This window comes from Pseudarthrobacter sp., from assembly GCF_036675385.1.
Lineage (GTDB): Bacteria > Actinomycetota > Actinomycetes > Actinomycetales > Micrococcaceae > Arthrobacter.
Genome location: NZ_JAKFFD010000038.1, coordinates 1 through 26,281 on the forward strand (window position 1 = coordinate 1; position 26,281 = coordinate 26,281).

Annotated in this window: 20 protein-coding genes and 1 pseudogene; 5 read left to right on the forward strand and 16 right to left on the reverse strand. The window is 65.4% G+C overall.

The genetic code is table 11. From position 1 onward, the window contains the following. From V6M49_RS03500 to V6M49_RS03530, 7 genes and pseudogenes are all read right to left on the reverse strand, one after another. Positions 1–445: pseudogene (locus tag V6M49_RS03500) on the reverse strand (hypothetical protein); the annotation flags it as partial. After that, positions 442–1,038 (reverse strand): Holliday junction resolvase RuvX, encoded by a 597-nt coding sequence (gene ruvX / locus V6M49_RS03505; RefSeq protein WP_332760050.1) that lies wholly within the window; start codon positions 1,036–1,038, stop codon positions 442–444. The pseudogene V6M49_RS03500 and the gene ruvX, both read right to left, overlap by 4 nt. 7 nt (positions 1,039–1,045) lie before the next feature. Then, a complete protein-coding gene (gene alaS / locus V6M49_RS03510; RefSeq protein ID WP_141140737.1) occupies positions 1,046–3,724 on the reverse strand; it encodes an alanine--tRNA ligase in 2,679 nt (892 codons plus the stop codon). 119 nt (positions 3,725–3,843) lie between these two features. Continuing rightward, complete coding sequence (locus tag V6M49_RS03515; protein WP_246848535.1) at positions 3,844–4,074, reverse strand: DUF6167 family protein; 231 nt, start codon at positions 4,072–4,074, stop codon at positions 3,844–3,846. 17 nt (positions 4,075–4,091) lie between these two features. Beyond that, a complete protein-coding gene (locus tag V6M49_RS03520; protein WP_141140738.1) occupies positions 4,092–4,466 on the reverse strand; it encodes a DUF948 domain-containing protein in 375 nt (124 codons plus the stop codon). A gap of 145 nt (positions 4,467–4,611) precedes the next feature. Continuing rightward, positions 4,612–5,238: a 30S ribosomal protein S4 gene (rpsD, locus tag V6M49_RS03525; protein WP_058932352.1), complete on the reverse strand. Its 627-nt coding sequence runs from the start codon at positions 5,236–5,238 to the stop codon at positions 4,612–4,614. A gap of 275 nt (positions 5,239–5,513) precedes the next feature. After that, entirely contained in the window at positions 5,514–6,914 is a 1,401-nt protein-coding gene (locus tag V6M49_RS03530) for a replication-associated recombination protein A (RefSeq protein WP_104060743.1), read from the reverse strand. Between the two features lie 74 nt (positions 6,915–6,988). Here V6M49_RS03530 and V6M49_RS03535 point away from each other — a divergent pair, with 74 nt between their 5' ends. Continuing rightward, on the forward strand, positions 6,989–7,663 hold the full coding sequence (locus V6M49_RS03535) for an acVLRF1 family peptidyl-tRNA hydrolase (protein ID WP_332760055.1): 675 nt from the start codon (positions 6,989–6,991) through the stop codon (positions 7,661–7,663). A 655-nt stretch (positions 7,664–8,318) separates the two neighbouring features. Then, entirely contained in the window at positions 8,319–9,263 is a 945-nt protein-coding gene (locus V6M49_RS03540; RefSeq protein ID WP_332760057.1) for a beta-propeller fold lactonase family protein, read from the forward strand. A 336-nt stretch (positions 9,264–9,599) separates the two neighbouring features. On the opposite strand, the gene V6M49_RS03545 is transcribed toward V6M49_RS03540, so the two are convergent. Beyond that, a complete protein-coding gene (locus V6M49_RS03545; protein WP_332760059.1) occupies positions 9,600–10,439 on the reverse strand; it encodes a GNAT family N-acetyltransferase in 840 nt (279 codons plus the stop codon). 71 nt (positions 10,440–10,510) lie between these two features. Further along, entirely contained in the window at positions 10,511–12,298 is a 1,788-nt protein-coding gene (gene aspS, locus V6M49_RS03550; protein WP_332760060.1) for an aspartate--tRNA ligase, read from the reverse strand. 111 nt (positions 12,299–12,409) lie between these two features. Between aspS and V6M49_RS03555 the strand changes: the two genes are divergently transcribed. Beyond that, positions 12,410–13,666: an APC family permease gene (locus V6M49_RS03555; RefSeq protein ID WP_332760061.1), complete on the forward strand. Its 1,257-nt coding sequence runs from the start codon at positions 12,410–12,412 to the stop codon at positions 13,664–13,666. A 21-nt stretch (positions 13,667–13,687) separates the two neighbouring features. Here V6M49_RS03555 and hisS read toward each other — a convergent pair whose 3' ends face one another. Beyond that, the gene (hisS, locus tag V6M49_RS03560; RefSeq protein WP_141140743.1) at positions 13,688–15,073 is read right to left on the reverse strand and encodes a histidine--tRNA ligase; all 1,386 of its coding nucleotides are present in this window, start codon (positions 15,071–15,073) and stop codon (positions 13,688–13,690) included. A gap of 233 nt (positions 15,074–15,306) precedes the next feature. Between hisS and V6M49_RS03565 the strand changes: the two genes are divergently transcribed. Both V6M49_RS03565 and V6M49_RS03570 read left to right on the forward strand, forming a co-directional pair. Continuing rightward, the gene (locus tag V6M49_RS03565) at positions 15,307–16,107 is read left to right on the forward strand and encodes a peptidylprolyl isomerase (protein ID WP_104060749.1); all 801 of its coding nucleotides are present in this window, start codon (positions 15,307–15,309) and stop codon (positions 16,105–16,107) included. Between the two features lie 67 nt (positions 16,108–16,174). After that, positions 16,175–17,821 carry a DUF349 domain-containing protein gene (locus tag V6M49_RS03570; RefSeq protein WP_210412304.1) on the forward strand — a complete coding sequence of 549 codons (1,647 nt, stop codon included), beginning with the start codon at positions 16,175–16,177 and terminating at the stop codon, positions 17,819–17,821. 691 nt (positions 17,822–18,512) lie between these two features. Here the strand turns inward: V6M49_RS03570 and V6M49_RS03580 are convergent. The 6 genes from V6M49_RS03580 to ruvA all read right to left on the reverse strand — a co-directional run bounded on the left by V6M49_RS03580 (position 18,513) and on the right by ruvA (position 26,228). Next, a complete protein-coding gene (locus tag V6M49_RS03580; RefSeq protein ID WP_332760063.1) occupies positions 18,513–20,906 on the reverse strand; it encodes a RelA/SpoT family protein in 2,394 nt (797 codons plus the stop codon). 137 nt (positions 20,907–21,043) lie between these two features. Continuing rightward, complete coding sequence (gene secF / locus V6M49_RS03585) at positions 21,044–22,066, reverse strand: protein translocase subunit SecF (RefSeq protein WP_141140746.1); 1,023 nt, start codon at positions 22,064–22,066, stop codon at positions 21,044–21,046. Beyond that, the gene (gene secD, locus V6M49_RS03590; protein ID WP_332760064.1) at positions 22,066–23,823 is read right to left on the reverse strand and encodes a protein translocase subunit SecD; all 1,758 of its coding nucleotides are present in this window, start codon (positions 23,821–23,823) and stop codon (positions 22,066–22,068) included. Before secD ends, secF begins: the two co-directional genes overlap by 1 nt. 111 nt (positions 23,824–23,934) lie before the next feature. Next, positions 23,935–24,321 carry a preprotein translocase subunit YajC gene (gene yajC, locus V6M49_RS03595; protein WP_104060753.1) on the reverse strand — a complete coding sequence of 129 codons (387 nt, stop codon included), beginning with the start codon at positions 24,319–24,321 and terminating at the stop codon, positions 23,935–23,937. 181 nt (positions 24,322–24,502) lie between these two features. Further along, complete coding sequence (gene ruvB / locus V6M49_RS03600; RefSeq protein ID WP_332760065.1) at positions 24,503–25,591, reverse strand: Holliday junction branch migration DNA helicase RuvB; 1,089 nt, start codon at positions 25,589–25,591, stop codon at positions 24,503–24,505. Continuing rightward, positions 25,584–26,228, reverse strand: a complete 645-nt coding sequence (ruvA, locus tag V6M49_RS03605) for a Holliday junction branch migration protein RuvA (protein WP_141140748.1) — start codon at positions 26,226–26,228, stop codon at positions 25,584–25,586. The genes ruvB and ruvA overlap by 8 nt, the downstream gene beginning before the upstream one ends. Positions 26,229–26,281: the final 53 nt, after the last annotated feature.

A 26,281-nucleotide genomic window follows, 5' to 3' on the forward strand; every position in this document is an offset into this window, starting at 1 on the left:
GGACGGATCCGTGGTGCGCGGCTTCTTCGTGAACTGCTTCTTCGTGCACTGGTTTTTCGTGCACGGCTTCATCGTGCAGGGCTTCTGCGTGCAAGGCTTCATCGTGCCCTGGTTCCTGGTGCACGGGCGCCGCGGGGGCAGGCTCTTCATGCACGGTCGGGGCTGCCGCGGGCCGGTCCGGCGTATCGGCAGCCTGGATCGGCGGCGTCTGGACGGCATTATCAGCGGTGTCTTGAGCGTCGCCGGCGTCGCGTCCGGAACCGTGCCCGGGGCCGGGCGCGGCAGACGGGACGTCCTCGCCGGTCTCGAAAGCCTGCGGCGGGATAACGTCCTGGCCCTCGGTCCCCTGGACCTTCTGTTGGGCCCTGAGCTCTTTACGGGTCAGCGGTCGGCCGGCGCCGCCGAAAACTTCACCGGAGGAGTCGTCACTGTTGACCGGGCTCACTGTAGCCTTCCATCCTCTGAAGATTGTGTGTCTTGCCCCGGGACAGCCTGCTCAGCACTGCTTGCTGCGGCGTCTCCGGGTAGCCCCGGCTGGAAAAGCGCGCGCACGCGGCTCCCCACATCCGTTCCCCTGGCTTTTTGCATGTCGATGGCGTGCTGGAGGATGCCTGCCGCCGCGACCTGATCCACCACTTTACGGTGGTTCCGGCTGCTCATGCCAGCTTCGTGCAGGTTACGGTGCGCCGTAACACTGCTCAGGCGCTCGTCGACGAGGTTGACCGGAACATCCATTCCCCGGGCAACGAACTCCGCGACCAGGAGTCCGGCGTAGTCGGTGGCCATCCTGGCAGAGGCGTGTTCCTCGCCCTTCATGGTGCGTGGCAGCCCCACGAAGACCTGGACGGCGCCCAGTTCCCCAGCGAGGGACGCGATGACACGCACGTCGGAATTCTTCTTGGCGTTGCGGTCCAGGGTCTTGTGCGGAGTTGCCAGGATTTCGTCCCGGTCGCAGAGGGCCACGCCCACGCGGACGGTGCCGACGTCTACCCCCAGTTTGATGCCCTGGGGGTAGACGGCGCCAGCGGATTCTGTCACGGGTTCCCTAGCGCCGGGAGATGGCGTCCACAACGGCGGCCAGCGCCGGTGCGACCTTGGCGGCGTCCGTGCCGCCACCTTGGGCGACGTCGTCCTTGCCGCCGCCGCCGCCGCCGAGGATTCCGGCCGCGAGCCGGACCAGGGCCCCGGCCTTCACGCCGGCTTCCCGGGCTGCCTCGTTGGTGGCCACCAGGATCATGGGCCGGTCATTGCTGACACCGGCCACTGCCACGGTGGATGCTGCCGAACCGAGGCGGTTGCGCAGGTCGAGGGCAAGGTTACGGATGTCGTCAGCGCCGCCGATCTGGCCGGCGTCGTGTGCGATGACCTGGACGCCGGCTGCGTCCCGGGCTGTGCCCACGAGGTTTCCGGCGGCCGCGGCGATCTGTTCCTTGCGCAGGCGGTCGAGTTCCTTCTCCGTGGCCTTGAGCTTGTTCAGCGTGCTGGCGATTCTGTCGGCGAGCTGACCGGAAGGCACTTTGAGCATCTCGGTCAGTTCAGTCACCAGGGCGCGCTCGGCGGCCAGATGGCGGAAGGCATCCATGCCCACGAACGCCTCCACACGGCGGTTTCCTGAACCGACCGACTGCTCGCCGAGCAGCGACAGGCTGCCGATCAGGGACGTGTTGGGCACGTGCGTGCCGCCGCAGAGTTCCCGGGACCATGCGCCGTCGATCTCCACAACACGGACTTCGCTGCCGTAGTTTTCGCCGAAGAGCGCCATGGCGCCCAGCGCCTTGGCCTCCGCCAGGCCCATGATCTTTGTGTCCACGCGGAAGTTGTTGCGAATGGCGAGGTTGGAGACTTCCTCGATTTCCGAACGCGTGGCGGTGCTGAGGCCTTCGCCCCAGGCGAAGTCGAAGCGCAGGTAGCCGGCCTTGTTGTAGGAACCGCGCTGGGTGGCTTCGGGGCCGAGGATCTGGTGCAGGGCGGCATGGACGATGTGCGTGCCGGTGTGGGCCTGCTCGGCGGCGTGGCGCCGCTCGCGGTCCACGGCTGCGCGGACCAGTGAGTCGGAGCCGATCTCGCCTTCGCGGACGATTGCCTTGTGGACGCTCAGTCCCTTGATGGGGCGTTGGACGTCCAGGACCTCGACCACGAAACCGTCACCGGTGATGAGGCCGGTGTCAGCCGACTGGCCGCCCGCCTCAGCGTAGAACGGTGTCTCCGCCAGGACGAGTTCAATCTCGTCGCCGGTGGCAGCATGCCCCACGTTCTGTCCGCGGCTGAGGATGCCCCGGACCCGGGACTCGCCATCCAGGTCGGTGTATCCGGTAAAGACAGTCTCGCCCTGGGCCAGCAGCTCCTGGAAGGCGCTGAGATCGGCGTGGCCACCCTTCTTGCCCTTGGCGTCCGCCTGGGCACGCTGGCGCTGTTCGAGCATCAGGCGGCGGAATTCCGGCTCGTCGACCTTGAGTCCGGCTTCTTCCGCCATCTCCAGAGTGAGGTCGATCGGGAAGCCGTAGGTGTCGTGCAGGGCGAAGGCATCTGCACCGGACAGCGGCGTGCCGGCGGCCTTGGACTCCGTGACGGCGTCTTCGAGGCGGGCGGTACCTGAAGCGATGGTGCGCAGGAAGGCCCGCTCTTCGGCGTAGGCGATCCGACTGATGCGGTCAAAGTCCGTCGCCACGATGGGGTAGACGCCCTTCATGGCATCGCGTGAGGCGGGGAGCAGGTCCGGCAGGCAGGCCTTTTCGACGCCGAGCAGGCGCATGGAACGCACCGCGCGGCGGATCAGGCGGCGCAGGACGTAGCCGCGGCCCTCGTTGGACGGGGTCACGCCGTCGGCGATCAGCATGAGGGCCGAACGGATGTGGTCACCGACAACGCGCATGCGGACGTCGTCCGTGTGGTGCGGATCCTCAGGTGTTTCGGCCGAAGTGTACTCCCGGCCCGACAGCTCGGCGGCCTTGTCGATCACAGGCCGGACCTGGTCGGTCTCGTACATGTTCTCGACGCCCTGCAGGATCATCGCGAGCCGCTCCATGCCGAGGCCGGTATCGATGTTCTTTTTGGGCAGCTCGCCGACGACGTCGAAGTCGTCCTTGGAGCGGACGTTGTCGATCTGGTACTGCATAAACACCAGGTTCCAGATTTCAACGTAGCGGTTTTCGTCGGCGATGGGACCGCCCTCGACGCCGTAGGCAGGGCCCCGGTCGTAGTAGATCTCCGAGCAGGGGCCTGCGGGGCCCGGCTGGCCGGTGTGCCAGTAGTTGTCGGCCTTGCCCATGCGCTGGATGCGCTCGGACGGGACGCCGGTGTTCGTGAGCCACAGCTCCTTGGCTTCGTCGTCCTCTTCGTAGACCGTCACCCACAGCAGTTCCGGCGGAAGTCCGTATCCGCCATCGTCCACGCTCTTGGTGAGCAGCTCCCAGGCGTACTTGATGGCGTCTTCCTTGAAGTAGTCACCGAAGGAGAAGTTGCCGCACATCTGGAAGAAGGTGCCGTGGCGGGCGGTCTTGCCCACTTCCTCGATGTCACCGGTGCGGATGCACTTCTGGACGCTGGTGGCCCGGGCGAAGGGGGCTTCCTCGCGGGCAGTCAGGTAAGGGATGAACGGGACCATGCCGGCCACGGTGAACAGGAGGGAGGGGTCGCTGGAGACCAGCGAGGCGGAGGGAACCGCGGTGTGTCCTTTGCTGACAAAAAAGTCCACCCAGCGCTTTGTGATCTCCTGCGACTTCATGAGCTGATTACATACCCTTCTCGGTTCACGCGTTGTGCCACGCATGACTTATTGATTCAGACGGCAGTGCCGGCAAGCGGCGACTGCTGGTTTAATTCTCGCGCGTTTTGCCCGCGCGTTCAGCGGCGGGTTACGTCCTGGGAATCGATCCCAAGGGCGGCCCGAAGGTCGGTCTCGCGCTCCTGCATTCCGGCACGCACGGCATCGGCGAAGTCGTATACGCCGTCAGCCAGCCGGCCCACCGCGCGGTTCAGGCCCTCGGGCCCCAGGTTGGACTGGGCTTCGCTGATCTTGCGGAACGCAATGACTCCGATGGCCACGCCGATTCCCATCCAGACAAATCGTTTCATTTCAGTTCTCCGGTGGCTTAGCGGCTGCGGCGGCCGGGTGCGGGCTTCTTGCGGTTGGCCAGTGCTGAACGCACGCCGTAGCTGAAGGCCGCCACCTTGATCAGCGGTGAACCGACTGTCGCTGCAACGAGTGACGACAGTGCGGAAAGGTTTGCCGACGCATCCGAAACGTTGGAGGCGATGCCATCCACTTTCTTCAACTGCTGGTTGGTGGTGGTCACAGTCGCGGTGACTTCGTCCATCAGGGGCGTGGCGCCATCGCTGAGGGAGCGGATGGAGGTCCGAACTTCCTCCAGCACACTGCCGAGCTTCAGGATGGGCACGGCGAGCAGCAGCACCAGGAGCGCAAACACCCCGGCTGCGATCAGGCCGGCAATATCGCCACCAGACATAGACGTTCATCTCCTTGAAACTGACGTGGATCTTTTACGTCCGCGCACGCTGCCTTGATGCGTTCCGCAGATGTCCCCCAAGTACCTTACATACAAAGAAGCCCGTGGCGCTTGCCACGGGCTTCTTTGGATACGCTGCTGGGATTTAGCGTGCGTAGAATTCGACGACGAGCTGCTCTTCGCAGGTTACGGGAACCTCGGAGCGCTTCGGGCGACGGACCAGGCGGGCCTGCAGGGCGTCAAGCTTGACGTCCAGGTAGGCCGGAACCTGGGGCAGGACGTCGCGGTGTGCGCCGGCTGCTGCAACCTGGAGCGGAACCATGGTTTCGCTGCGGGTGTGGACGTGGACAAGCTGGCCTTCGCTGACGCGGAAGGACGGGCGGTCAACGCGGATGCCGTCAACCATGATGTGGCGGTGCACAACGAGCTGGCGGGCCTGGGCGATGGTGCGGGCGAAGCCGGCACGCAGCACGAGGGCGTCGAGACGCATTTCGAGCAGTTCGATCAGGTTTTCACCGGTCAGGCCCTTGGTGCGGCGGGCTTCTTCGAAGGCGCGGGTCATCTGGGCTTCGCGGATGCCGTACTGGGCGCGCAGACGCTGCTTTTCGCGCAGACGTACGGCGTAGTCGGAGTCCTGCTTCTTGCGGGCACGGCCATGCTCACCGGGGCCGTACGGGCGGCGCTCCATGTACTTGGCGGCCTTGGGGGTCAGAGCAATGCCGAGTGCACGCGAGAGGCGTGCTGTACGGCGAGCACGAGTGTTGTTAGCCACTTGTGTCCTTCCAATATCTGCGGTGTGTCAGTGTTACTGGCCTCCATAATGGAGAGCATCGGCCAACCGCTGCCTTTTGCTACTGGGCACAGGGCTACCCCAACGAAACAGCAGAAATACTGAAGGATGGGGAGATTGCGTCCGCGCCTTGCCAGACAACGAACAATCTTAGCAGGATTCGGCCGCATTCCCACACTCCGCCGGCCGCTCCGGCCGCCGCTCCCCCGGTCACTCCCGTGGCGTCACTGCCCGGGCCACTCCACCGCCGACGCCGGTCAGTTGCCGCGGATGATCTTGCGGAGGCGTTCGAGGCGCACGGCGATGTCCCGTTCCGCGCCGTTGGCGGTGGGCTCGTAGTAGTCCCGACCCACCAGATCATCCGGCGGGTACTGCTGGCTGGCCACGGAATGGGGTGCATCGTGGGCGTACTTGTAGCCGAGCCCGTGGCCCAGCTGCTTGGAGCCGGGGTAGTGCGCATCACGCAGGTGCGCCGGGATCCCGTTGCCCAGGCCGGCACGGACATCCGCGACGGCCTTGTTGATTCCCATGTACGCGGCATTGGATTTCGGGGCGGTGGCCAGATGCACCACGGCCTCGGCCAGGACGATCCGCCCCTCGGGCATGCCGATCAGCTGGACTGCCTGGGCGGCGGCGACCGCCGTCTGCAGCGCGGTGGGGTCCGCCATTCCCACGTCCTCCGCCGCGGAAATCACGATTCGCCGGGCGATGAACCTCGGGTCCTCCCCTGCCTCCAGCATTCTGGCCAGGTAGTGCAGTGCGGCGTCGACGTCGGAGCCGCGGACCGATTTGATGAAGGCGCTGGCGACGTCGTAGTGCTGGTCCCCGGCGCGGTCGTAGCGCACGGCAGCCACATCCAGGGCCCGTTCGGTGTGCTTGAGCTCCACGGTGACCAGCGAGTCAGCAGCGGCATCGTCCGCATCGCCGAACGCCACGCCTGCAGCGGCTTCGAGGGCCGTCAAGGCTCGCCGGGCGTCGCCGCCCGCGAGCCGGACGAGGTGCGCCAGGGCCTCGGCGCTGAGCTCCACTTTCCCGTTCAGGCCGCGTTCGTCCGCCACGGCACGCTGCAGCAGCCCTTCGATGTCCGCCTCCGTCAGCGGTTTCAGGGTGAGCAGGAGGGAGCGGGACAGCAGGGGCGAGACCACCGAAAAGGACGGGTTTTCGGTGGTTGCTGCTACGAGCACCACCCAGCGGTTCTCGACGCCGGGCAGCAGGGCATCCTGCTGGGCCTTGTTGAAGCGGTGGATCTCGTCGAGGAAAAGCACAGTGGTGGTCTTGTACAGGTCCCGTGCTGTCAGGGCTTCGTCCATAACCCGCCGGACGTCCTTGACGCCTGCTGTGATGGCGGACAGCTCCACGAACTTCCGCCCCTTGCCCTTGGCGATCACGTGCGCCAGCGTGGTTTTTCCGGTCCCGGGCGGTCCCCAGAGGATCAGCGAGCTGGGCCCTGCGGGACCCAGGGCGTCGGTGCCGGCGGCCAGCTGCCGCAACGGCGATCCCTGCCCCAGCAGGTGCTGCTGGCCCACCACGTCATCCAGGGTGCGTGGCCGCATCCGCACGGCCAAGGGACTGCGGGGCGCGGCGGTACGGCCGGACGACGACGGTTCGTCAGTGTCGTCGTCGTCATTGCCATGCCCTTGGGCGAAGAGATCATCCACATAGATAGGCTACTCATTAGTTCACTGCCCCACTTCCGCCCTCCATTTCCGTCCGCCACCTAAGGGATCCCGCCATGAGCGCACGCAGTACCCCCGGCGCCGGCCGGCCGGGGTCCGTCAGGACCGCGTTTGTGTCCGGCGGACGCCTGGCCGGCTGGGCGGAACGCTTCGGTGCCTCGCACGGCGGCTTCCGGATCAGCGTTGACGACGACGGCGTGCGGCTGCTGGCGGACGACGGCACCACTGCGCTGCTCCAGGCTCCATGGCCACCTGACGGACGTCCTGGACGCGGCGCTGATCCCCTGGAGCGTCTGGCCTCCGTCGCCGCCCAGCCACGGACGGCCGGCCTGGTGCTTGTGCGGCGCGGCGGCTATGCGGTGGGCGTTGCCCGGGAAGGCATCCTGCTCGCATCCAAGGCAGGGTCCCGCTACGTGCAGTCCCGCACCGCGGCCGGCGGCCAGTCGCAGCAGCGGTTCGCACGGCGCCGGGCCAACCAGGCTGATGAGCTGGTGGAGAAAGTGGCGGCCCACGCCGCGGCGGCCTTCGGCGGCCAGCCTCTCGAATATGTTGCTCCGGGCGGGGACCGGACCCTTGCGGGGCTGGTCCTGGACCACCCTGCCATGAAACTGTATGCCGCAGTCCCCCGGCTGGACTTCCTGGATGTGCCTGATCCCAACGGCTCGGTGCTGCGGAAGGCCGCCGCGGATGCCTGCGCCGTCAGGATACAGGTGGCGGACGCACCGCCCTAGTTATCCACCGGCCACGACTCGGCCAAGACCCGCGGCCTGCTCGACGAACTCAGCTGCGAGGCCGAGGTCGCCACCAAGGGCAACTCAATCTCGGGGTGGTACTCCGTGACCCACTCGGCCATCCGACGCTTCCGTCCCGTGATGAAATCCATCGTGGCATCCCGGTGCGTCACGTACTCCTCGGTCGTGGCCGGTGCCCCGGAACGCTCGAAGTTGTCGAAAGGGGGCTTCTTAGTTCTCCTGCTTAGTGACGCCGGATGCACTCAAGCGTGAGGTCCATGCGCAGCTCATGGTCCAACCGGAGCCTCGGACTGTCCCTGTCCGCGTCGGCTCTGGTCCTCTCTCGGACCCAAGGAAAAAGGTAGTGCCAGCCCAAAAGACAGGTACCGACTACCGGGTACCGGAGGTTTGCCTGGTCTATAAACTCCGGATTGAGCCGTTATATCGGCACGAACGCGACACAACAGACTTCGCTTTCCACATGCAGGAGGACCTGATGCGGTTCATAACAGGATTGTCCCGGCGACACCGGGGGCGGCGTTCCGCCCCGAGCAAGAAAGGACCAGGCGCCGGCAATCCCCGGTTCCGCCGGGGTACATCCGCTTCCCTCCTGTTCCGGCGGCGTGCGGCCATCAGCATGATCCTGGCGGCGCTCATGCTGGTCGGCAATATCCCCGCAACCGCTGCAGGCACGGTGACCTCCACGATCCCGGTCGGGTCGCTTCCGGCAGGTGTTGCGTTCACCCCGGACGGGTCGACAGCCTACGTCATCAACACCGGCTCGGACACGGTGTCGGTTATCGATGTGGCGTCGGGCACCGTGACCTCCACGATCCCGGTCGGGCCGGGTCCGAACGGTGTTGCGTTCACCCCGGACGGGTCGACAGCTTACGTCACCAACACCGCTTCCGACACGGTGTCGGTCATCACTGTGGCGTCGGGCACCGTGACCTCCACGATCACGGTTGGGTCGGAACCGGTCGGTATCGCGTTCACCCCGGACGGGTCGACAGCCTACGTCACCGACAACGGTTTCAGAACGGTGTCGGTCATCGATGTGGCGTCGGGCACGGTGACCTCCACGATCACGGTCGGGTCGCATCCGTACGGTGTTGCGTTCACCCCGGACGGGTCGACAGCATACGTCACCAACGACGGTTCCGACTCGGTGTCGGTCATTTCTGTGGTGTCGGGCACGGTGACCTCCACGATCCCGGCCGGGTCGAATCCGACCGGTGTTGCGTTCACCCCAGACGGGTCGACAGCCTACGTCACCAACTACGGTTCCCACACTGTGTCGGTCATCAATGTGGTGTCGGCACCCCCGGTGTTCACCGCGGACACACCACCGACCAAAGCGACCACGCGTGCCGCCTACAGCTACACGTTCACCGCCACGGGTGACCCAGCCCCGACCTTCTACGTGTCCTCCGGTGCACTGCCCGCAGGGCTGAGCCTGGACTCCAGCACAGGGGTCCTTTCCGGGACCCCGACCAAGGCCGGCAAGGCAACGTTTAAGGTGACCGCCACCAACGGCGTCAGCCCCGACGCGGTCACCCAGCCCATCACGATCACCGTGACCAAGGGCAAGGGCCGCTGAGCATGAAGATGTCTGGTTTGACGGATCGTTCATGCATGTCTGAGGGACGCTGATGGCAGCTCAACTCCACTCGGTTCGCTGTCCGGTGAAGGATCGGTCAATGGGCATCTATGGTGACATTCAGCGCTGGACCACACCGCACTCAAACAGGAGGACCTGAGTGTTTACGCCATCGGGACCGCGGGCGAAAAGTTGCTGATCTCCGGCGTCACTCGGCCGCCTTACGGACGCAAACCCTTGGGCTAAGCGTTGATGTACCGGAGCCATGATGTACCTGAGCCCTTGATGAACCCCTGCCGTGGATGCGCCCGTGCATTGCAGCGGCCGCACACACCGTCAACAGCCGGTCAGGTGCCGCTTGGGCCGTTCCTGCCGGTAGAGGTAGCGGCCGGCCTCCTGGAATCCTGCCTGGGCGTAGAGCTGCCGGGCCCCGGAGTTCGCTGCGGTGACCAGTAGCCAGTAGCCAGCCAGGTTGCGGGCGGCGCCTTCCTGCAGGAGCGCCTGCATGATCCGCAGAGCATGGCCGCGCCGCCGGGCGTCCGGGCGGGTGGCCATGCTGTACAGCCCGCCCCAGCAGCCTCCTGCCTGCCCGGCGGGAGGGAGAGCGAGCCGGCCGACGGCGGCTGGCACGCCGTCGTCGGACCGCACCAGGGCATAGAGCGACGGGCAGCCTGCCAGGATGCTGCGTGCGGTCTCCCGCTCGGCCAGGCCGCCGCGGCCATCCACGCTCCACCACAGCTCAAGCCACTCATCGCTGGGGACCGTGGAGATCTCGACGCCGGGTTGGGCCGCCGCAGGATGGGTTAGCGCAGGTTGGTCCGCCACCTGCCCGCCGTTACTCCGGTACATCACCAGCGTTTCGGATTGGCGCGTGAAGCCTTCCCCATCGAGGATGGCATTCAGTCCGGTGGAGCGGGGATCATCGAAGACCTGGAAAATCAGCGGCAGGCGCCGGCCGCGGTACCAGAGCCGGGCTGCACGCAAGGCCTCGTGCTGCCGGTGCATATCGCCCTCCGGCTCGCGCGGCCAGACGGAATTGGCGCGCTGGGTCACGCCGGAAGCTGCGCGAAGCACCCAGCCGTCGGATTCCTCGCGGTCCGGCGCCGGCCAGGCGGCATCCATCAGCGCCTCAAGCCCAGGCAGGGCAAGGGCTGGAGCAGGACGTTGAGCTGTCATGGCGTATACCACCCTTCCAATGCGAAAGGCCCCCCGGTTTCCCGGGGAGCCTCTCGACTGCGGTGTCTAGATTATTCAGCCTTCTTGGGCTCTTCCGTTTTCGGCTGGGGCTTGAAGTCCACGCCGGCTTCCTTGCGCTGCTGCGCCGTGATGGGTGCGGGGGCCTGTGTCAGGGGGTCGTAGCCGTTGCCCGTCTTCGGGAAGGCAATGACGTCGCGGATGGACTCAACGCCCGCGAGCAGTGCCACTACACGGTCCCAGCCGAACGCGATGCCGCCGTGCGGAGGAGCGCCGAACTTGAAGCCTTCCAGCAGGAAGCCGAACTTGGTCTGGGCGTCTGCCTTGTCCAGCCCCATCAGTTCGAAGACGCGTTCCTGGACGTCACGCTCGTGGATACGGATGGAGCCGCCGCCGATTTCATTGCCGTTGCAGACGATGTCATAGGCGTAGGACAGGGCCGATTCCGGATCCTTGTCGAACGTGTCCATGAACTCAGGCTTGGGCGAGGTGAAGGCGTGGTGGACAGCCGTCCACTTTCCGGCGCCAACAGCCACATCGCCGGAGGCCACCGCTGCGGCGGCCGGTTCGAACATGGGGGCGTCAACCACCCAGCAGAAGGCCCAGGCGCTGGGGTCGATCAGGCCGGTGCGGTGGCCGATCTCCACGCGGGCAGCACCCAGGAGGGCGCGGGCCGCTGACTTCTCACCGGCGGCGAAGAAGATGCAGTCGCCCGGCTTGGCGCCCACGGCGTCGGCGAGGCCTGCACGCTCGGTTTCGTTCAGGTTCTTGGCAACAGGGCCAGCCAGTTCGCCGTCTTCCTTGAAGAGCACGTAGGCCAGGCCCTTGTGGCCGCGCTGCTTGGCGAATTCCTGCCAGCCGTCCAGGGTGCGTCGCGGCTGGGAAGCGCCGCCGGGCATCACCACGGCGCCGACATACGGGGCCTTGAAGACGCCGAAGCCGGTGTCCTTGAAGAATTCGGTGAGCTCAGTCAGCTCCACGCCGAAGCGGAGATCGGGCTTGTCCGAGCCATAGCGCGCCATGGCGTCGGCGTACGTGATGCGCTGGATGGGCGTCGGGATCTCGACGTCGATCAGCTTCCACAGCGCCTTGACGATGTTTTCGCCCAGGGCAATGATGTCGTCCTGGTCCACGAAGCTGGCTTCGATGTCCAGCTGGGTGAATTCGGGCTGGCGGTCGGCGCGGAAGTCCTCGTCGCGGTAGCAGCGCGCGATCTGGTAGTACTTCTCGAAACCGCCCACCTGCAGGAGCTGCTTGAAAAGCTGCGGGGACTGCGGCAGCGCGTACCAGGAACCCGGTGCCAGGCGGGCGGGGACCACGAAGTCGCGGGCGCCTTCCGGCGTCGAACGCGTCAGCGTGGGGGTCTCGATCTCGACAAAACCGTCCTGGTGGAGCAGTTCACGGGCAATCCGGTTTGCTTCGGAGCGCAGCCGGAGGTTACGGGCGGGGCCGGGGCGGCGCAGGTCGAGGTAGCGGTGCTTCAGGCGGGCTTCCTCACCGACCTCCACGTGCTCGTCGATCTGGAACGGCAGCGGATCGGAGGTGTTGAGGATAACCACCTTGTCCGCCATGACTTCAATGGCGCCGGTGGCCAGGGCGGGGTTCTCGTTGCCCTCGGGGCGCTTGGAGACGGTGCCGGTGATCTGCAGGACGTACTCGTTGCGCAGACCGTGGAAGACCTCTTCCTCACGGACCACAACCTGGGCCACGCCGGACGCATCGCGCAGATCCACGAATGCAACACCACCGTGATCACGACGGCGGCCCACCCAGCCGGCCAGGGTTACGGTTTGTCCAATGTGCTCGGAGCGAAGGGATCCGAGGTCATGTGTGCGCAGCACAGCACGCCTTTCTGAAGACGACAGCAGGAAAACAAAAGATAAAAAACTGCATAGGATCGTTCCGGGAACAATCCCGTCTGAGTTTACCCGCTGGAAAGGCCCGACTCCCCCATGCCCGAACACCAGCAGCTTCAACGGAGGCTGGGCGTGTTTGACGCCACGTCCATCGGCCTCGGCTCCATGCTCGGGGCCGGCGTTTTTGTCGTCTTCGCCCCCGCGGCGGGCCTGGCCGGAAATTTCCTGGTCCTCTCTGTCCTGATCGCGGGTGCCGTGGCCTACTGCAACGCGGTGGCCTCCGCGGAACTGGCTGCACGGTATCCGGCCAGCGGCGGAACGTACGTGTACGGCCGGAAGCGCCTGGGAGAATGGCCCGCTTTCCTGGCCGGCTGGGGATTTGTCAGCGGCAAGACGGCCTCCTGCGCCGCCATGGCCCTGACGTTCGGCCACTACGTGTCACCGGGCTACGCGGTGCCGGTTGCCATCGCTGCGGTGGTGTCGCTGACCGCTGTGAACCTGTTTGGCATTACCCGCACCGCATTCCTGACCAGGCTCCTGCTGTGCGTGGTCCTGGCCACCCTGGTGTTTGTTGCCGCTGCCGCCATCGTGGGGCCGCATCCTGCGGGCTTTTCGGCAGGCGGAACGTCCGACGGCGGAGCTACCGCCGGCTTTAGTGGCGTGCTGCCGGCCGCCGGCCTGATGTTCTTCGCCTTCGCGGGGTACGCCCGCATCGCCACCCTCGGAGAGGAAGTCAAGGACCCGGCCAGGACCATTCCGCGTGCGATCCTGGCTGCGCTCGCCGGCGCCTTCGCCATCTACCTGGCGTTGGCGCTGCTGCTCCAAAACCACTTGGCCGAAGGCAGGCTGGCCGTCACCACGACCCCGCTGCTGGACGCTGTAGTGAATTCGCAGTTCGCCGCCGGTGCGCCAGTGGTCCAGGCCGGCGCGGCAGCGGCGTGCCTGGGTGCGTTGCTGGCGCTCATTACCGGAGTGGGGCGCACCACCCTTGCCATGGCGCGGGAACGTGACCTGCCGGCGCCCCTGGCACGGGTGGGCGGCAAGCACACGGTGCCGTTCGTGGCAGAACTGGCGGTGGCCGCCGTCGTGATTTTCCTGATCCTGACCACTGACGTGATGACGGTGGTGGGGTTCTCCAGCTTCGGTGTGCTCATCTACTACGCGGTGACGAACGCCGCCGCGTACACCCTGGAGGAGCACCCGGCCCACGGCCCCCGGTGGCTCAATGTGGTTGGCTTCATCAGCTGCCTGCTGCTGGCCTTCACGCTGCCGCCCGTCTCAGTGCTGGGGATGGCCGCCGTGCTGGCCGTCGGCGCGGCCGTGCGGTTCGTAGTGCTTCGGCTGCGCCGCTAGCCGCCGCCAACACCGGGCCGGTCAGGCCGGCTGGGCTGCTGCCGCTGGCACCTGGACTGTTGTGACCTGGACGTTAAGGTCTTCCGACGGCGGGGTCCAGGTTGCGGGATCAGCGTCGGCCTGCGCGCCGGACCGGATGTCCTTGACCTGGTGCTTGCCGTCGTCGTCGGTGAACCAGACGAACGGGATCCCGCGGCGGTCCGCGAATTTGATCTGCTTCCCGAACTTCTCGGCCTTGGCAGCGACTTCGGTGGCGATGCCCCGGCTGCGGAGCTGGGCGGCAACGTCCTGCGCGGCACCCCAGCTGTCATCAGTGGTGAGCGCCACCAGCACGGCGGTGGGCACCGAACGGGAGGCCTTGGCCAGGTCCTGGCTCAGGATGCGCGACACCAGCCGCGTCACACCGATGGAGAGGCCGACGCCGGGGAACTTGCGGTTGCCCTTGCTCGCCAACGCGTCGTAGCGGCCGCCGGAGCAGATGGAACCGAGCTGTTCGTGGCCCACCAGGACCGTCTCCACCACCGTGCCGGTGTAGTAATCCAGGCCGCGGGCGATACTGAGGTCGGCAACAACCTTGCCCGGCGCGCGCTGCACGGCGGCCTCGATCACCTGTTCGAGTTCATTCAAACCCTCCTCAAGGAGGTCGTTGGTCACGCCGAGCGCACGGACCTGGGCCACAAACGAGGTGTCCTCGGTACGGATTCCTGCCAGCTTCAGCGCGGCCTGCGCCTGGTCATCAGTAGCACCCAGTTCGGTCTTGAGCAGCTCTGCGACCTTGGCTGCGCCGATCTTTTCCAGCTTGTCGATGCTGCGGAGCACGCCGGCGGTGTCATCCAGGCCGATGCCGCGGTAGAAGCCTTCGGCAAGCTTGCGGTTGTTGATCCGGAGGCGGAAGTCCGGAATCGGCAGTGCGCTCAAGGCTTCGGCAATGACCAGGGCAATCTCCACGTCATAGCGGAACGGCAGCTCGCCGTCGCCCACCACATCGATGTCTGCCTGGGTGAATTCGCGGGCCCGGCCTTCCTGGGGGCGCTCCCCGCGCCAGACTTTCTGGATCTGGTAGCGCCGGAACGGGAACGCGAGGTACCCGGCGTTCTCGACGACGTACCGCGCAAAAGGCACCGTGAGGTCGAAGTGCAGCGCGAGGGCGTTGGGGTCGGCTTTGCCGGCCTTGCCCGCGTCGGAGGTGTCGGCGTCGTCGTCCTGAAGGCGGCTGAGGCCGTAGACCTCCTTATCAATCTCACCCTTGCGCAGCAGCTGGCCCACGGTTTCCACGGCACGGGTCTCGATGGACGCGAAGCCGTGCAGCTCAAAAACCTTGCGCAGGGTGTCCAGCACGTGCAGCTCCACCAGCCGCTCCTCGGGAAGCCACTCGGGGAATCCGGACAGGGAGGCTGTGCGTGCCATGGTGGATGTTCTCCTCTTGATGAAGGGTTGCCTGGGACTTTGCCCGGCATTCCGCCCGAAACGGGCGGGGAACGGCGGCAGTCCGGCAACTCATGCATAAACTATGTGCGGCAGTCAGTTTATGCGTCATCCGCCGGCATCTCTAATACGGCGGCCGGCACCGCAACGCTGCCGGCAGACAACCGCCTCCGGATTCAGTTCCTACCGGACGCGGCCCGATACAAGGAGGACCATTGGCGGCCAGTTCACGCAGCGCCCGCGAAGCCAAACGGCGCATCCAGCAGATGGAGGCAAAGCGCGAGCTGCGGCGGGACCAGGAGAAACGCCGCAAGCGCGACAACCTCATCGCTGCCTGCGCCGGAACCGCCGCCGTCCTGCTCGCCGTCGTGCTTCAGTTCACTGTCTTTGCCGGCAATCCCACTGAACAGGAATTCGCCGCCGCGGAGGCCGGCCTGACCAGCCCAAGCGACTCCCCCACGCCTTCCGCGCCCGCCACGAACGGCGCGAACATCCCGGCCCCGGACACTGCCGCCGGAAAGGTGTTCACTGGTGAACTGGCACTGAACGGGAACGTGCTCGGCGTCGAAATCGACGGTACCAAGGCACCCCAGGCTGCCGCGGTCTTCAAAGCACTGACGGACGAGGGCTTCTACAACGGCAGCGCGTGCCACCGGCTGACCACGGGCGAAACCTTCGGACTCCTGCAGTGCGGTGGCGCCACCGCTGCTGCCGACCCCGAGTACACCTGGGGTCCCCTCGAAAACACCCCGGTAGACAACATGTACCCTGCGGGCACGATTGCCATCGCCCGGTCCGGCGACAACGCCTACGGTAATGGCAAGCAGTTCTTTGTGGTCTACAAAGACACGGTGATTCCCGCCGACTCTGCCGGGGGCTATACGGTGGTGGGCAAGGTGACCTCTGGAATGGAAGCAGTCAATGCCATTGCCGCCGCGGGAATCAAGCCCGGCTCCAGCGCATCAGACGGCGCACCTGTGCAACCAGTCACGATAGACTCGGTTTCTCTGAAGTAGGAAGCCGGGCCTTTACGGCCGCGGTGCAGTACGTGAGTATTTCCCTCCAAGCGAAAGACTTTTAGCGGTGACAGACAGTCAGAAATCCGACGAAACAGCAGCAGACCTGACCGAGGTAACGGCCCCCGTGGCTGACCAGGCAGACGCTGTCCAGGCAACCGCCGAACAGGCCACGGTTGACGAAACCGCGGCTGAAGCGGTCGTGGATCCCGAGGGCGTGGCCGTCCAGGCCGAAGATGCCGAGGCCGCAGCGGCCCCGGTGGAACGTACCGAGGTCCCGGCCGCCCCGGTTGAAGAGAGCGCGGCTGAAGAAGAGAGCGCGGCCGACGAAGCCCCGGCTCCGGCACCCGCGCCTGCTCCGGCACCTCGACCCGCCCCGTCACCGGCAGCCTTCGCTGCCCGGCCCAAGCCGGCAGCAGCCGCACCTGTGGCAGCACCGGCACCCGTCGCCTCGGCAACTTCGCTGGCGGAAGCGGCAAAGTGGGGCCGTGTCGAGGGTGACGGCCACGTATTCCTGACGATCGACGGCGACGAGCACCCGGTGGGCCAGTACCCCGGCGTCAGCAATGACGAAGCCCTTGCCTACTTCGCGCGGAAGCATGACGACATTGTTGCGCAGGTCCTGCTCCTGGAGCAGCGCATCAGCTCCAAGGCGCCCAGCACCGATATGCAGAAGACCGTCACGCACCTGCGCGAGCAGCTGGCGGAGCGGAACATGGTGGGAGACCTCCGTTCCACCGAAGCACGGCTCGACGCTGTTTCCGTTCAGATCGCAGAACTCGAAAAGGCAGAGAAGGCAGAACACGACGCCGTTCGCTCCGCCGAGCTCGCGGCCCGCGAGGCCATCGTGGCCGAAGCCGAAGAGATCTCGGGGCAGGATCCCGCACAGATCCAATGGAAGACCTCCAGCGCCCGGATGAACGATCTTTTTGAAAGCTGGAAGACAGCCCAGAAGGGCGGCATCCGGCTTGGCCGCAGCAACGAGGACGCCTTGTGGAAGCGGTTCCGTGCCGCCCGCACCGTCTTCGACCGTCACCGCCGCGCCTACTTCTCCCAGCTGGACAGCACCAACTCGGCCGCAAAATCGGCCAAGGAGAAGCTCATCGCCGAAGCCGAGGCCCTGTCCTCATCCACCGACTGGGGCTTCGCCGCGGGCGAATACCGCCGGCTCATGGACGAATGGAAGGCCTCACCGCGCGCCAGCCGCAAGGACGACGACGCCCTCTGGGCCCGTTTCCGTGCCGCCCAGGACGTGTTCTTCACGCACCGGCAGGCAGCCAACGAGGAGATCGACCAGGAATACGCCGCCAACCTCACGGTGAAGGAAGCGCTCCTCGTCGAAGCGAACAGCATTCTGCCGGTCAAGGACCTGGCCGCGGCCAAGAAGGCGCTCCAGTCTGTCCGGGACCGCTGGGAAGAAGCCGGTAAGGTGCCCCGCGCCGACATGGGCCGCATCGAAGCCGGCCTCCGCAAGGTGGAGGACGCTGTCCGCAACGCCGAAGAGGAAAACTGGCAGCGCTCCAACCCGGAGACGAAGGCCCGCACCAACAGCGCCCTGTCGCAGCTGGAAGCAGCCATTTCCGGCCTGCAGGACGATCTCGCCAAGGCCGAGAAAGCCGGCGACCAGCGCAAGATCAAGGGGGCCCGCGAAGCCCTCGAGGCGAGGCAGGCCTGGTTGGACCAGATCCAGCGCTCGGCCAGCGAGCTTTCCTAGCAGTTATTTTGTAGGACGCCTTTCATCAGGCGTCTGTCGCAGGGCGCACAGGCCCGGTCCCGGTTATCCACATAACCGGGACCGGGCCTGTGCGCGTTAAGGGAAGACGCGACAGGATGGGGGGATGGCCACCTCCCCACCACCCCAATACCCGGACCTGTATTCGCCGGGCAGGCCTTTCGCGTGGCCCGAACTCCAGTCGCTGGCAGCGGACGGTGTCCTGGCGCAGTTCCACCAGCACGGCTTCACGTTGCCGGATGCTCCCGCGTCACCCCAGGTGCGGGCCAGAACGGTGGCCAACGCGGTTCCGGCGGCCGTCAGGCAACGCGTGGTGGCCGGGCGGATGACGGCGGCCTGGATCTACGGCTGTGCGGCTGAACCGGACCGGCTGGCCTTGCTTGTGGATGCGAAGCGGCGGATTTCGAGCCTCCGCAACACAAGGGGCTGCACGCTCCATGAAGTCCGGCTTGGTCCGTTCGACGTTGTCAGCATGGGCGGGCTGATGGTGTCGAGTCCACTCCGCACCGCCGTCGACATCGCCCTGCATGTCGACGCCCACCGGGCCCTGCCAGCACTGGCGGGGTTGCTGGCCCGTCCGGAGCGGGACGTGCGGCTGCGCCTGCTGATTCTGGCCATTGAGGCCAGCCCGCGGGTCCCCCACAAACGGGCCGCACTGGAAAAGCTGGCCTTGCTAGCTCCGGCGCTTGTTACCGGTGGTCCGGTAGACGTCGAACACGCCGTCGATGCGCCGCACGGCACTGAGAACGTGGCTGAGGTACTTGGGGTCGCCCATCTCGAAGGCGAACCTGGAGATGGCCACCCTGTCGGTGGAGGTGTTCACGCTGGCCGCCAGAATGTTGACGTGGTTCTCGGACAGGACACGCGTGACGTCCGAGAGCAGGGACTTCCGGTCCAGCGCCTCAACCTGGATCTCCACCAGGAAAACACTTGACTGGGTGGGTGCCCAGTCAACCTCGACAATCCTGTCGGGCTGGTCCCGGAGATCCGAAATATTGGTGCAGTCCGTGCGGTGCACCGAAACCCCGGAGCCGCGGGTGACAAAGCCGAGAATCGGATCCGGCGGAACGGGCGTGCAACAGCGCGCGAGCTTCACCCAGACATCGCCAACGCCGCGCACCACCACGCCGGAATCGGAGAACTTGGTTTTGGCCACCTGCGTGGGGATGCTGACTTCAGTGATGTCGTCGTCAGTGCTCTCGTTGCCGCCCAGGCTTTCAACGAGTTTCTCCATGACCGACTGCGCTGACGTATGACCGTCGCCCACGCCGGCGTAGAGGCCCGAGATGTCAACGTACTTGAACTCTGCGGCTACCGCCGCGAGGGCCTCGTGCGTCATCAGGCGCTGCAGGGGCAGGTTCTGCTTGCGCATGGCGCGGGTCAGGAGTTCCTTGCCACGGTCGATCGCCTCTTCGCGGCGTTCCTTGCTGAACCACTGGCGGATCTTGTTCCGCGCACGCGCGCTCTTGACGAAATGCTGCCAGTCCTGGCTGGGGCCGGCGCCTTCCGCCTTCGAAGTGAAGATCTCCACCCAGTCACCGTGGTTTAGCTCGCTGTTGAGCGGGACCAGCTTGCCGTTGACCCGTGCGCCGATGGTGCGGTGTCCCACCTCGGTGTGGACGGCATAGGCAAAATCCACCGGAGTCGATCCGGCGGGCAGTGCCATGACCTCACCCTTGGGGGTAAAGACAAAGACTTCGCGGGCATTGATCTCAAACCGCAGCGAGTCCAGGAATTCCCCGGGATCGGACGTTTCCTGCTGCCAGTCCACCAGGGACCTCAGCCAGCCCATGTCACCGTCGCGGGGGCTGCCCGGCCCGACAGCCGTACGGCTGGGCTGATCCTTGTACTTCCAGTGGGCGGCCACACCGTACTCAGCACGGCGGTGCATTTCGTGGGTCCTGATCTGGATCTCCACGGGCTTGCCGCCGGGTCCGATCACCGTGGTGTGCAGCGACTGGTACATATTGAACTTGGGCATGGCGATGTAGTCTTTGAACCGCCCCGGCAGCGGGTTCCAGCGCGAATGCATGGTGCCCAGGGCGGCATAACAGTCCCGGACCGAATCGACGAGTACACGGACGCCCATGAGGTCGTTGATGTCGTCGAAATCCTTGTCCCGGACGATCATCTTCTGGTAGATCGAGTAATAGTGCTTCGGCCTGCCGGTGATAGTGGCCTTGATCCGGGCAGTACGGAGATCCTCAGTGATCTGGTCCCGGATGACGCCGAGGCTTTTCTCCCGTTCCGGGGTGCGGTCGCCCACCATCCGGACGATTTCCTCATAGACCTTTGGATAGAGGGCCGCGAAGGACAGGTCCTCCAACTCCCATTTGATGGTGTTCATGCCCAGGCGGTGGGCCAGGGGCGCGAATATTTCCAGGGTTTCGCGGGCTTTTCGGGCCGATGACTCCGCGGAGACAAACCGCCAGGTCCGGGCGTTGTGGAGCCTGTCCGCGAGCTTGATCATCAGGACCCGGATGTCCTTGGCCATGGCCACAACCATCTTGCGGACGGTCTCTGACTGCGCGGCTTCACCAAAGCTGACTTTGTCCAGCTTGGTGACGCCGTCCACCAGCATGGCAACCTCGGGACCGAAGTCCCTTTTGAGGTCCGCCAGGGTGTAAGGGGTGTCCTCGACCGTGTCGTGCAGCAGCGCCGCGGCGAGGGTGGTTCCGCTGAGGCCCAGCTCAGCGAGGATGGTGGCTACGGCCACGGGGTGGGTGATGTACGGATCACCGCTCTTGCGCTTCTGCCCACGGTGGCTCTGCTCAGCCACCTCGAAGGCGCGCTGAATAAGATCAAAATCTTCTTTGGGGTTGTTCGCACGGACGGTACGCAGCAGCGGCTCAAGAATGGGCGAATAGGTTGCCGTGCCGCGGCCGGTCAGCCGGGCAAGACGGGAGCGGGTACGTTCGCGGCGTCCGGGAAATGTAGGGCGGGCGCCCGATTTGTCCACGGGAACAACCGGCGCCGGGTGTGCGGAAGCGGTCAGTCCGGTCTGAACTCCGTGTCCCGGACTGTTATCCCCGCCTGCCGTTGGCACCGATGCCGAACGTTCTTCCAATGAAGCACCCCTCACGACTGTTTAATTACCCCAGTCTATTCCCCCGCCAGTTCACTTATGTAACCGACGCCTAAATGCGAAACGGGCCGGGCGACGTCGGTATTCCGACGCCGCCCGGCCCGCTGTGGTGCGAAAGGTCAGGCCCCTGCGGGCTCAGCCGATTCTTCGGTCCGGGAGTTGTTCGCGGACCTGCGGTGTTCAACGCGTTTCGCCTGCTTCACCAGTTCAGGTTCGTTCTGGCGCAGCCAGGCATACATCGGGGCGGCGATAAATATGGTCGCCGCCGTGCCGATCAGGATTCCGACGAACAGTGCCAGGGACAGGTCGCGCAGCGTGCCTGCCCCCAGCAGGCCGGCACCGATGAACAGGATGGCGCCGACCGGCAGGATGGCCACCATCATGGTGTTGATGGAACGCACCAGGGTCTGGTTGACGGCGAGGTTGACTTCCTCACCGAAAGTGCGGCGGGTGGACGCATCCATATCAGCAGTGTTTTCACGGATCTTGTCGAAGACCACCACCGTGTCATACAGCGAGTAGCTGAGCACCGTCAGGAACCCGATGATGGCAGACGGCGTTACCTCGAAATCGCTGAGGGCGTACACGCCTGCGGTGATGAACATCGTCACCAGCATTCCAGCCATCGCGGACAGCGACATCTTCCACGTCCGGAAGTACAGCGCCATCAGCACTGCGGCCAGCGCCACAAAGACGATCAGGCCGATCAGGGCCTGCTTCGTGACATCCGCACCCCAGGTGGGTCCGATAAAGGTTGAGGTCACTTCGTTGTTGGTGACGCCGTAGGCCGAGGTGAGGCCTTCCTTGATCCTGAGGGTCTCGTCGTCCGTGAGCTTGTCCGTCTGGATGCGCATGGTGGTACCGGCGACATTGGCCACACGGGGAACGCTGCCGGCCACAACGTCTTCAACAACCTTTTCGCCAAGGGCCGAGTCGGTGCTCTGCACGTTGGAGACGGTGAACTCCGATCCGCCGCGGAATTCGATGCCAAGGTTGAAGCCGCCCTTGGCAACCGGGATGAGGATTGACAGTACGACCGCCACCGCCGCGATGATGAACCACAGTTTCTTGGCACTGACGAAGTTGTAGGAGCGCTTCCCGGTGTAGAGCTCGTTGCCGAAATTGGCGAAGCTGCTGGACATTACTTGTTCTCCTTGGCTGCGCTCTTGGAGGAGCTGGTGAGCTGCTCCTGCTTTTCCGCGAGGCGGCGTTCTGCGATGGTCATGCGTCGTTCAGCCTCGGCGACCGCCCCGGTGTTCTTGGCCCGGACCACGGAGGGCTTGGCCTCAGGCGTGCGCAGGCGTCCGGCGCCACGGTAGAGCGGCAAAACACCGAGCCGCTTGGGGTCAAGGCCGGAGAGCCGGTGGCCCTCCCCGAAGAACTTGGTGCGCGCCAGGACCTGCAGGGTGGGGTGCGTGAACATAAAGACCACGATGAGGTCGGCAATGGCCGTCAGACCGAGCGTGAATGCGAACCCGCGGACGTTGCCGACGGCAACAAAGTAAAGCACCAGCGCGGCCAGCAGGTTCACGGCCTTGGATGCCAGGACAGTGCGCTTGGCCCGCTTCCAGCCGTTCTCCACGGCGGAGACCAATCCACGGCCTTCGCGGAGTTCATCGCGGATACGTTCAAAGTAGACGATGAACGAGTCTGCGGTCTGGCCGATGGCGACGATGAGGCCGGCCACGCCGGCAAGGGAAAGCCGGTAGTTTTCAGTCCAGCCCAGGAGGGCAATGGCCAGATAAGTGAGCGCACCGGCCACCACCAGCGATGCAATGGTCACCAGGCCCAAGGCCCGGTACTGGAAGAGTGAGTAGACCACCACCAGGAGCAAGCCGATGATGCCTGCAAGGAGGCCCATGCGCAGCTGTTCGCCACCCAAGGTGGCGGAGATCTGCTGGTCGCTTTGGATCTCGAAGCTGATGGGGAGCGCGCCGAAGCGTAGCTGGTCGGAAAGGACCTTGGCGGTCTGTTCGGTGAAGCCGCCGGTGATCTGCGGACGTCCATCGGTGATGACGGCCAAGGACCGCGGCGCGGAAATGACCTGGTCGTCCAGAACGATGGCAAACTGCGCCTTCGGGTCGTTGCCGGTCTCGCCGCCTGCTGCCACGTAGAACTGGTTCAGGCGTTCGGTGACTGTCTTGAACTTGGCGGTGCCTTCGTCGTCGAACTGGATGTTGACGGCCCAGTCGTTGGTCACAGCGCCCTGCGCACCCTGCTGGAGCTGGAAGGAGGACGTGACAATGTTGCCGCCCTTGACCTCCACCGGACCCAGGATGTACTTGATGGCCGGCGTGGTCTCCGTTGCCGGTTCGCAGGTAACCAGGGGTTTGGCGGGATCGGAGGCTTCCGGGCTCTCCGGCGCAGGATTGTTGCAGTCCATGGTTTCGAACTGCCGGTAGATGTCCGCGGTGATCCAGTTGATATCGCTGCCGTTGGCGGGTTCTGCCGTGGGCTTCGGAAGCTGGTCTTCGGGGGTGAGGGATTCCGTGGGGACGGGCGCGCCGTCTCCGTTCAGCAATACCGGACGGAAGTTCATGTCCGCGGAGGCCTGGATCAGGTCCCGGGTTTCCTTCGTGGGTGTCCCCGGAAGGCTGACCACGACGTTGCGGCCGGACTGCGTGCTGATTTCCGCTTCGGCAACACCTGAACCATCCACACGCTGGCGGATGATGGCTACGGCCTGGTTGAGCTGCTCTTCATTGATGTCCGAACCGCCCTCAACCTTGGGCGCCAGGATCATCTGGGTGCCACCCTCGAGGTCCAGCGCCAGCTTGGGTGCCCAGCTTGCCTGTCCGGCAAGGGTGCCGCCGGCCAGGACGGCGGTCAGCACGGCGAGGACTACGCCGAGCCACACCAGTACCCTCAGACCTGAGTTGTTAGGGCCAGTTCGTGCCATTGTCGATCTTTCTCTTATTTACGGAGGAACCACCGGCGGGAGCTATCAGTCCCACCGGCGGTTGTCCCCAGCCGTAGAGGTGTTGTAACGCGGGCTGCCGTGCGGCGAGGACTAGCTGTCCTTCTTGCCCTCGTCGTTGAGGCGCTTCAGGGTCTCGTCCGGGGTTTCGGCGGATGCCGTCGGGGTGCCCGCTTCTTCAGTGGTCAGGGCGGAGGCGTCATCCGGGACGACCGGAGTCTCGGCTTCGACAGGCTCCACGATCTTGGTCACTGACTGGCGGTGGACGGTGGCCAGGTTCCCGGGCGAGAGTTCCAGGACAACCTTGTTCTCGGCGTCGTCCATGGAGACAATCCGGCCAAAGAGTCCGAAGCTTGTCATGACCTCAACACCAGGCTCGAACTGGGACTGCAGCGTTGCCTGCTGCTCCTTGGTCTTCTTGTTGCGGCGGAACATCATGAAGATAAAGATTCCGAGCATTGCGAACAAGACGATGTTCATTGGATCCACAGGGAAGATTCCGTTCTGTACTGGCGTATCGGGTGTTTGGCAGCGTCCGCGTCGTTCCCCGTTGCAGAAAATGTGCCGGGCAGGCAACGGCTCCTCGGAGCCGCCGCGGGAACACAGACCCGAACGTGCCGGGTGTCATACCAGTCTAAAGGGAAAAGCTGGGACGACAGTGCTATTGCCCGTTCGGTGCCCATTCAGGCGTGGACTCGGCGTTTTCCGGGTCCGGTTCGAACAGATCAAGCGGCTCCTGCCCGAAAACTCCGGCCGGTATGGCGAAGCCCAAGTGGGTCCAGGCCGGAGCCATGGCGATGCGTCCCCTGGGCGTCCGGCCCAGCAGGCCTTCGCGCACCAGGAACGGTTCCGCCACCGTTTCCACGGTCTCGGTCTCCTCCCCCACCGCAATGGCCAGGGTGGAAAGTCCCACGGGTCCCCCGCCGAACTTCGTGATGAGTGCCTCCAGGACTGCCCGGTCCAGCCGGTCCAGGCCTCGCTTGTCCACTTCATACATGTCCAGGGCGGCGGAAGCGGCGCGGGCATCAATCTGCTCAATCCCATGCACGAGTGCCCAGTCCCGGACCCGGCGGAGCAGGCGGTTGGCTATACGCGGCGTACCACGGGACCGGCCGGCAATTTCGCTGAAGCCCGCAGAGTTGACCTTGAGGTCCAGCAGGCCGGCGGAGCGCCTGAGCACCAGTTCGAGCTCGGCGACGCTGTAGAACTCCAAATGCCCGGTGAACCCGAACCTGTCCCGGAGCGGTCCTGGCAGCAGACCGGCGCGCGTGGTGGCACCCACCAGGGTGAAGGGCGGCAGTTCCAGCGGAATGGCGGTGGCCCCGGCGCCCTTGCCCACCACAATGTCCACACGGAAGTCTTCCATGGCCATGTACAGCATTTCCTCTGCCGGCCTGGACATCCGGTGGATCTCGTCCAGGAAGAGGACCTCCCCTTCGGAAAGGGAGGAAAGGATGGCGGCGAGGTCGCCGGCATGCTGGATGGCCGGACCGCTGCTGATCCGCAGTGGCGCGTTCATTTCAGCGGCCACGATCATGGCCAGGGTTGTTTTGCCCAGGCCTGGAGGGCCGGAAAACAGCACGTGGTCCGCGCTGCGCCCCCGCATCCGGGAGGCCTGCAGGACCAGCGAGAGTTGCCTGCGGACCCGGTGCTGGCCTACGAAGTCATCGAGGTTCTTCGGCCGGAGGGCGGCTTCGATCGCCCGTTCCTCGGGTTCCTCCCCTGCTGCCACCACAGAAGGCTCAGCCACGGCTGCCTACGCGGTTACCGGCCCGCGCGCCGTCCTGGCCCAGCCAGCGCAGCGTGGTCCGCAGGATCTCGGCCACATTGCCACGGAATTCCACCTCGGGATCGTCTGCAAGGGCCTTCTCGATACTGGCACCGGCATCCTTTTCCGACCACCCGAGGCTGGTCATCGCCGCCACCACCTGGGGCTTCCAGGCCGCTTCGGCTGGAGTGGACACGCCAGCGGCACCTGCCGTTCCGTGGGGCACCAGCTTGCCGGCCAGTTCCAGCACAATCCGGCCGGCCACCTTGGGGCCAATGCCGGGCACCGTGGTGAACGTCTTGCTGTCACTCGTGTGCGCGGCAACCCTGATCGCTTCAGGCTCGTGCACGGCGAGCACCGCCAGCGCGAGCCGCGGACCTACGCCGCTGACGCTGAGCAGGACATCGAAGACCTCGCGTTCGTCGTCGGTGGCAAAACCGAACAGGGTGAGGGAATCCTCGCGCACGATCAGCGACGTGAAGAGTTTGCCTTCCTCGCCGGTGCGGAGGCGGCTGAGGGTCTGCGGCGTGGCGTTGACGCTCATGCCCGCCCCGTTGAGGTCGATCACGGCAGCGGAAAGGCCAACGTGCGCTACGGTTCCGCGAAGGAAACTGATCAAAGCCGGGCTCCTGGTGTACTGCCGGGCTCTTGGGGGTAGGACCGGCTATCCGA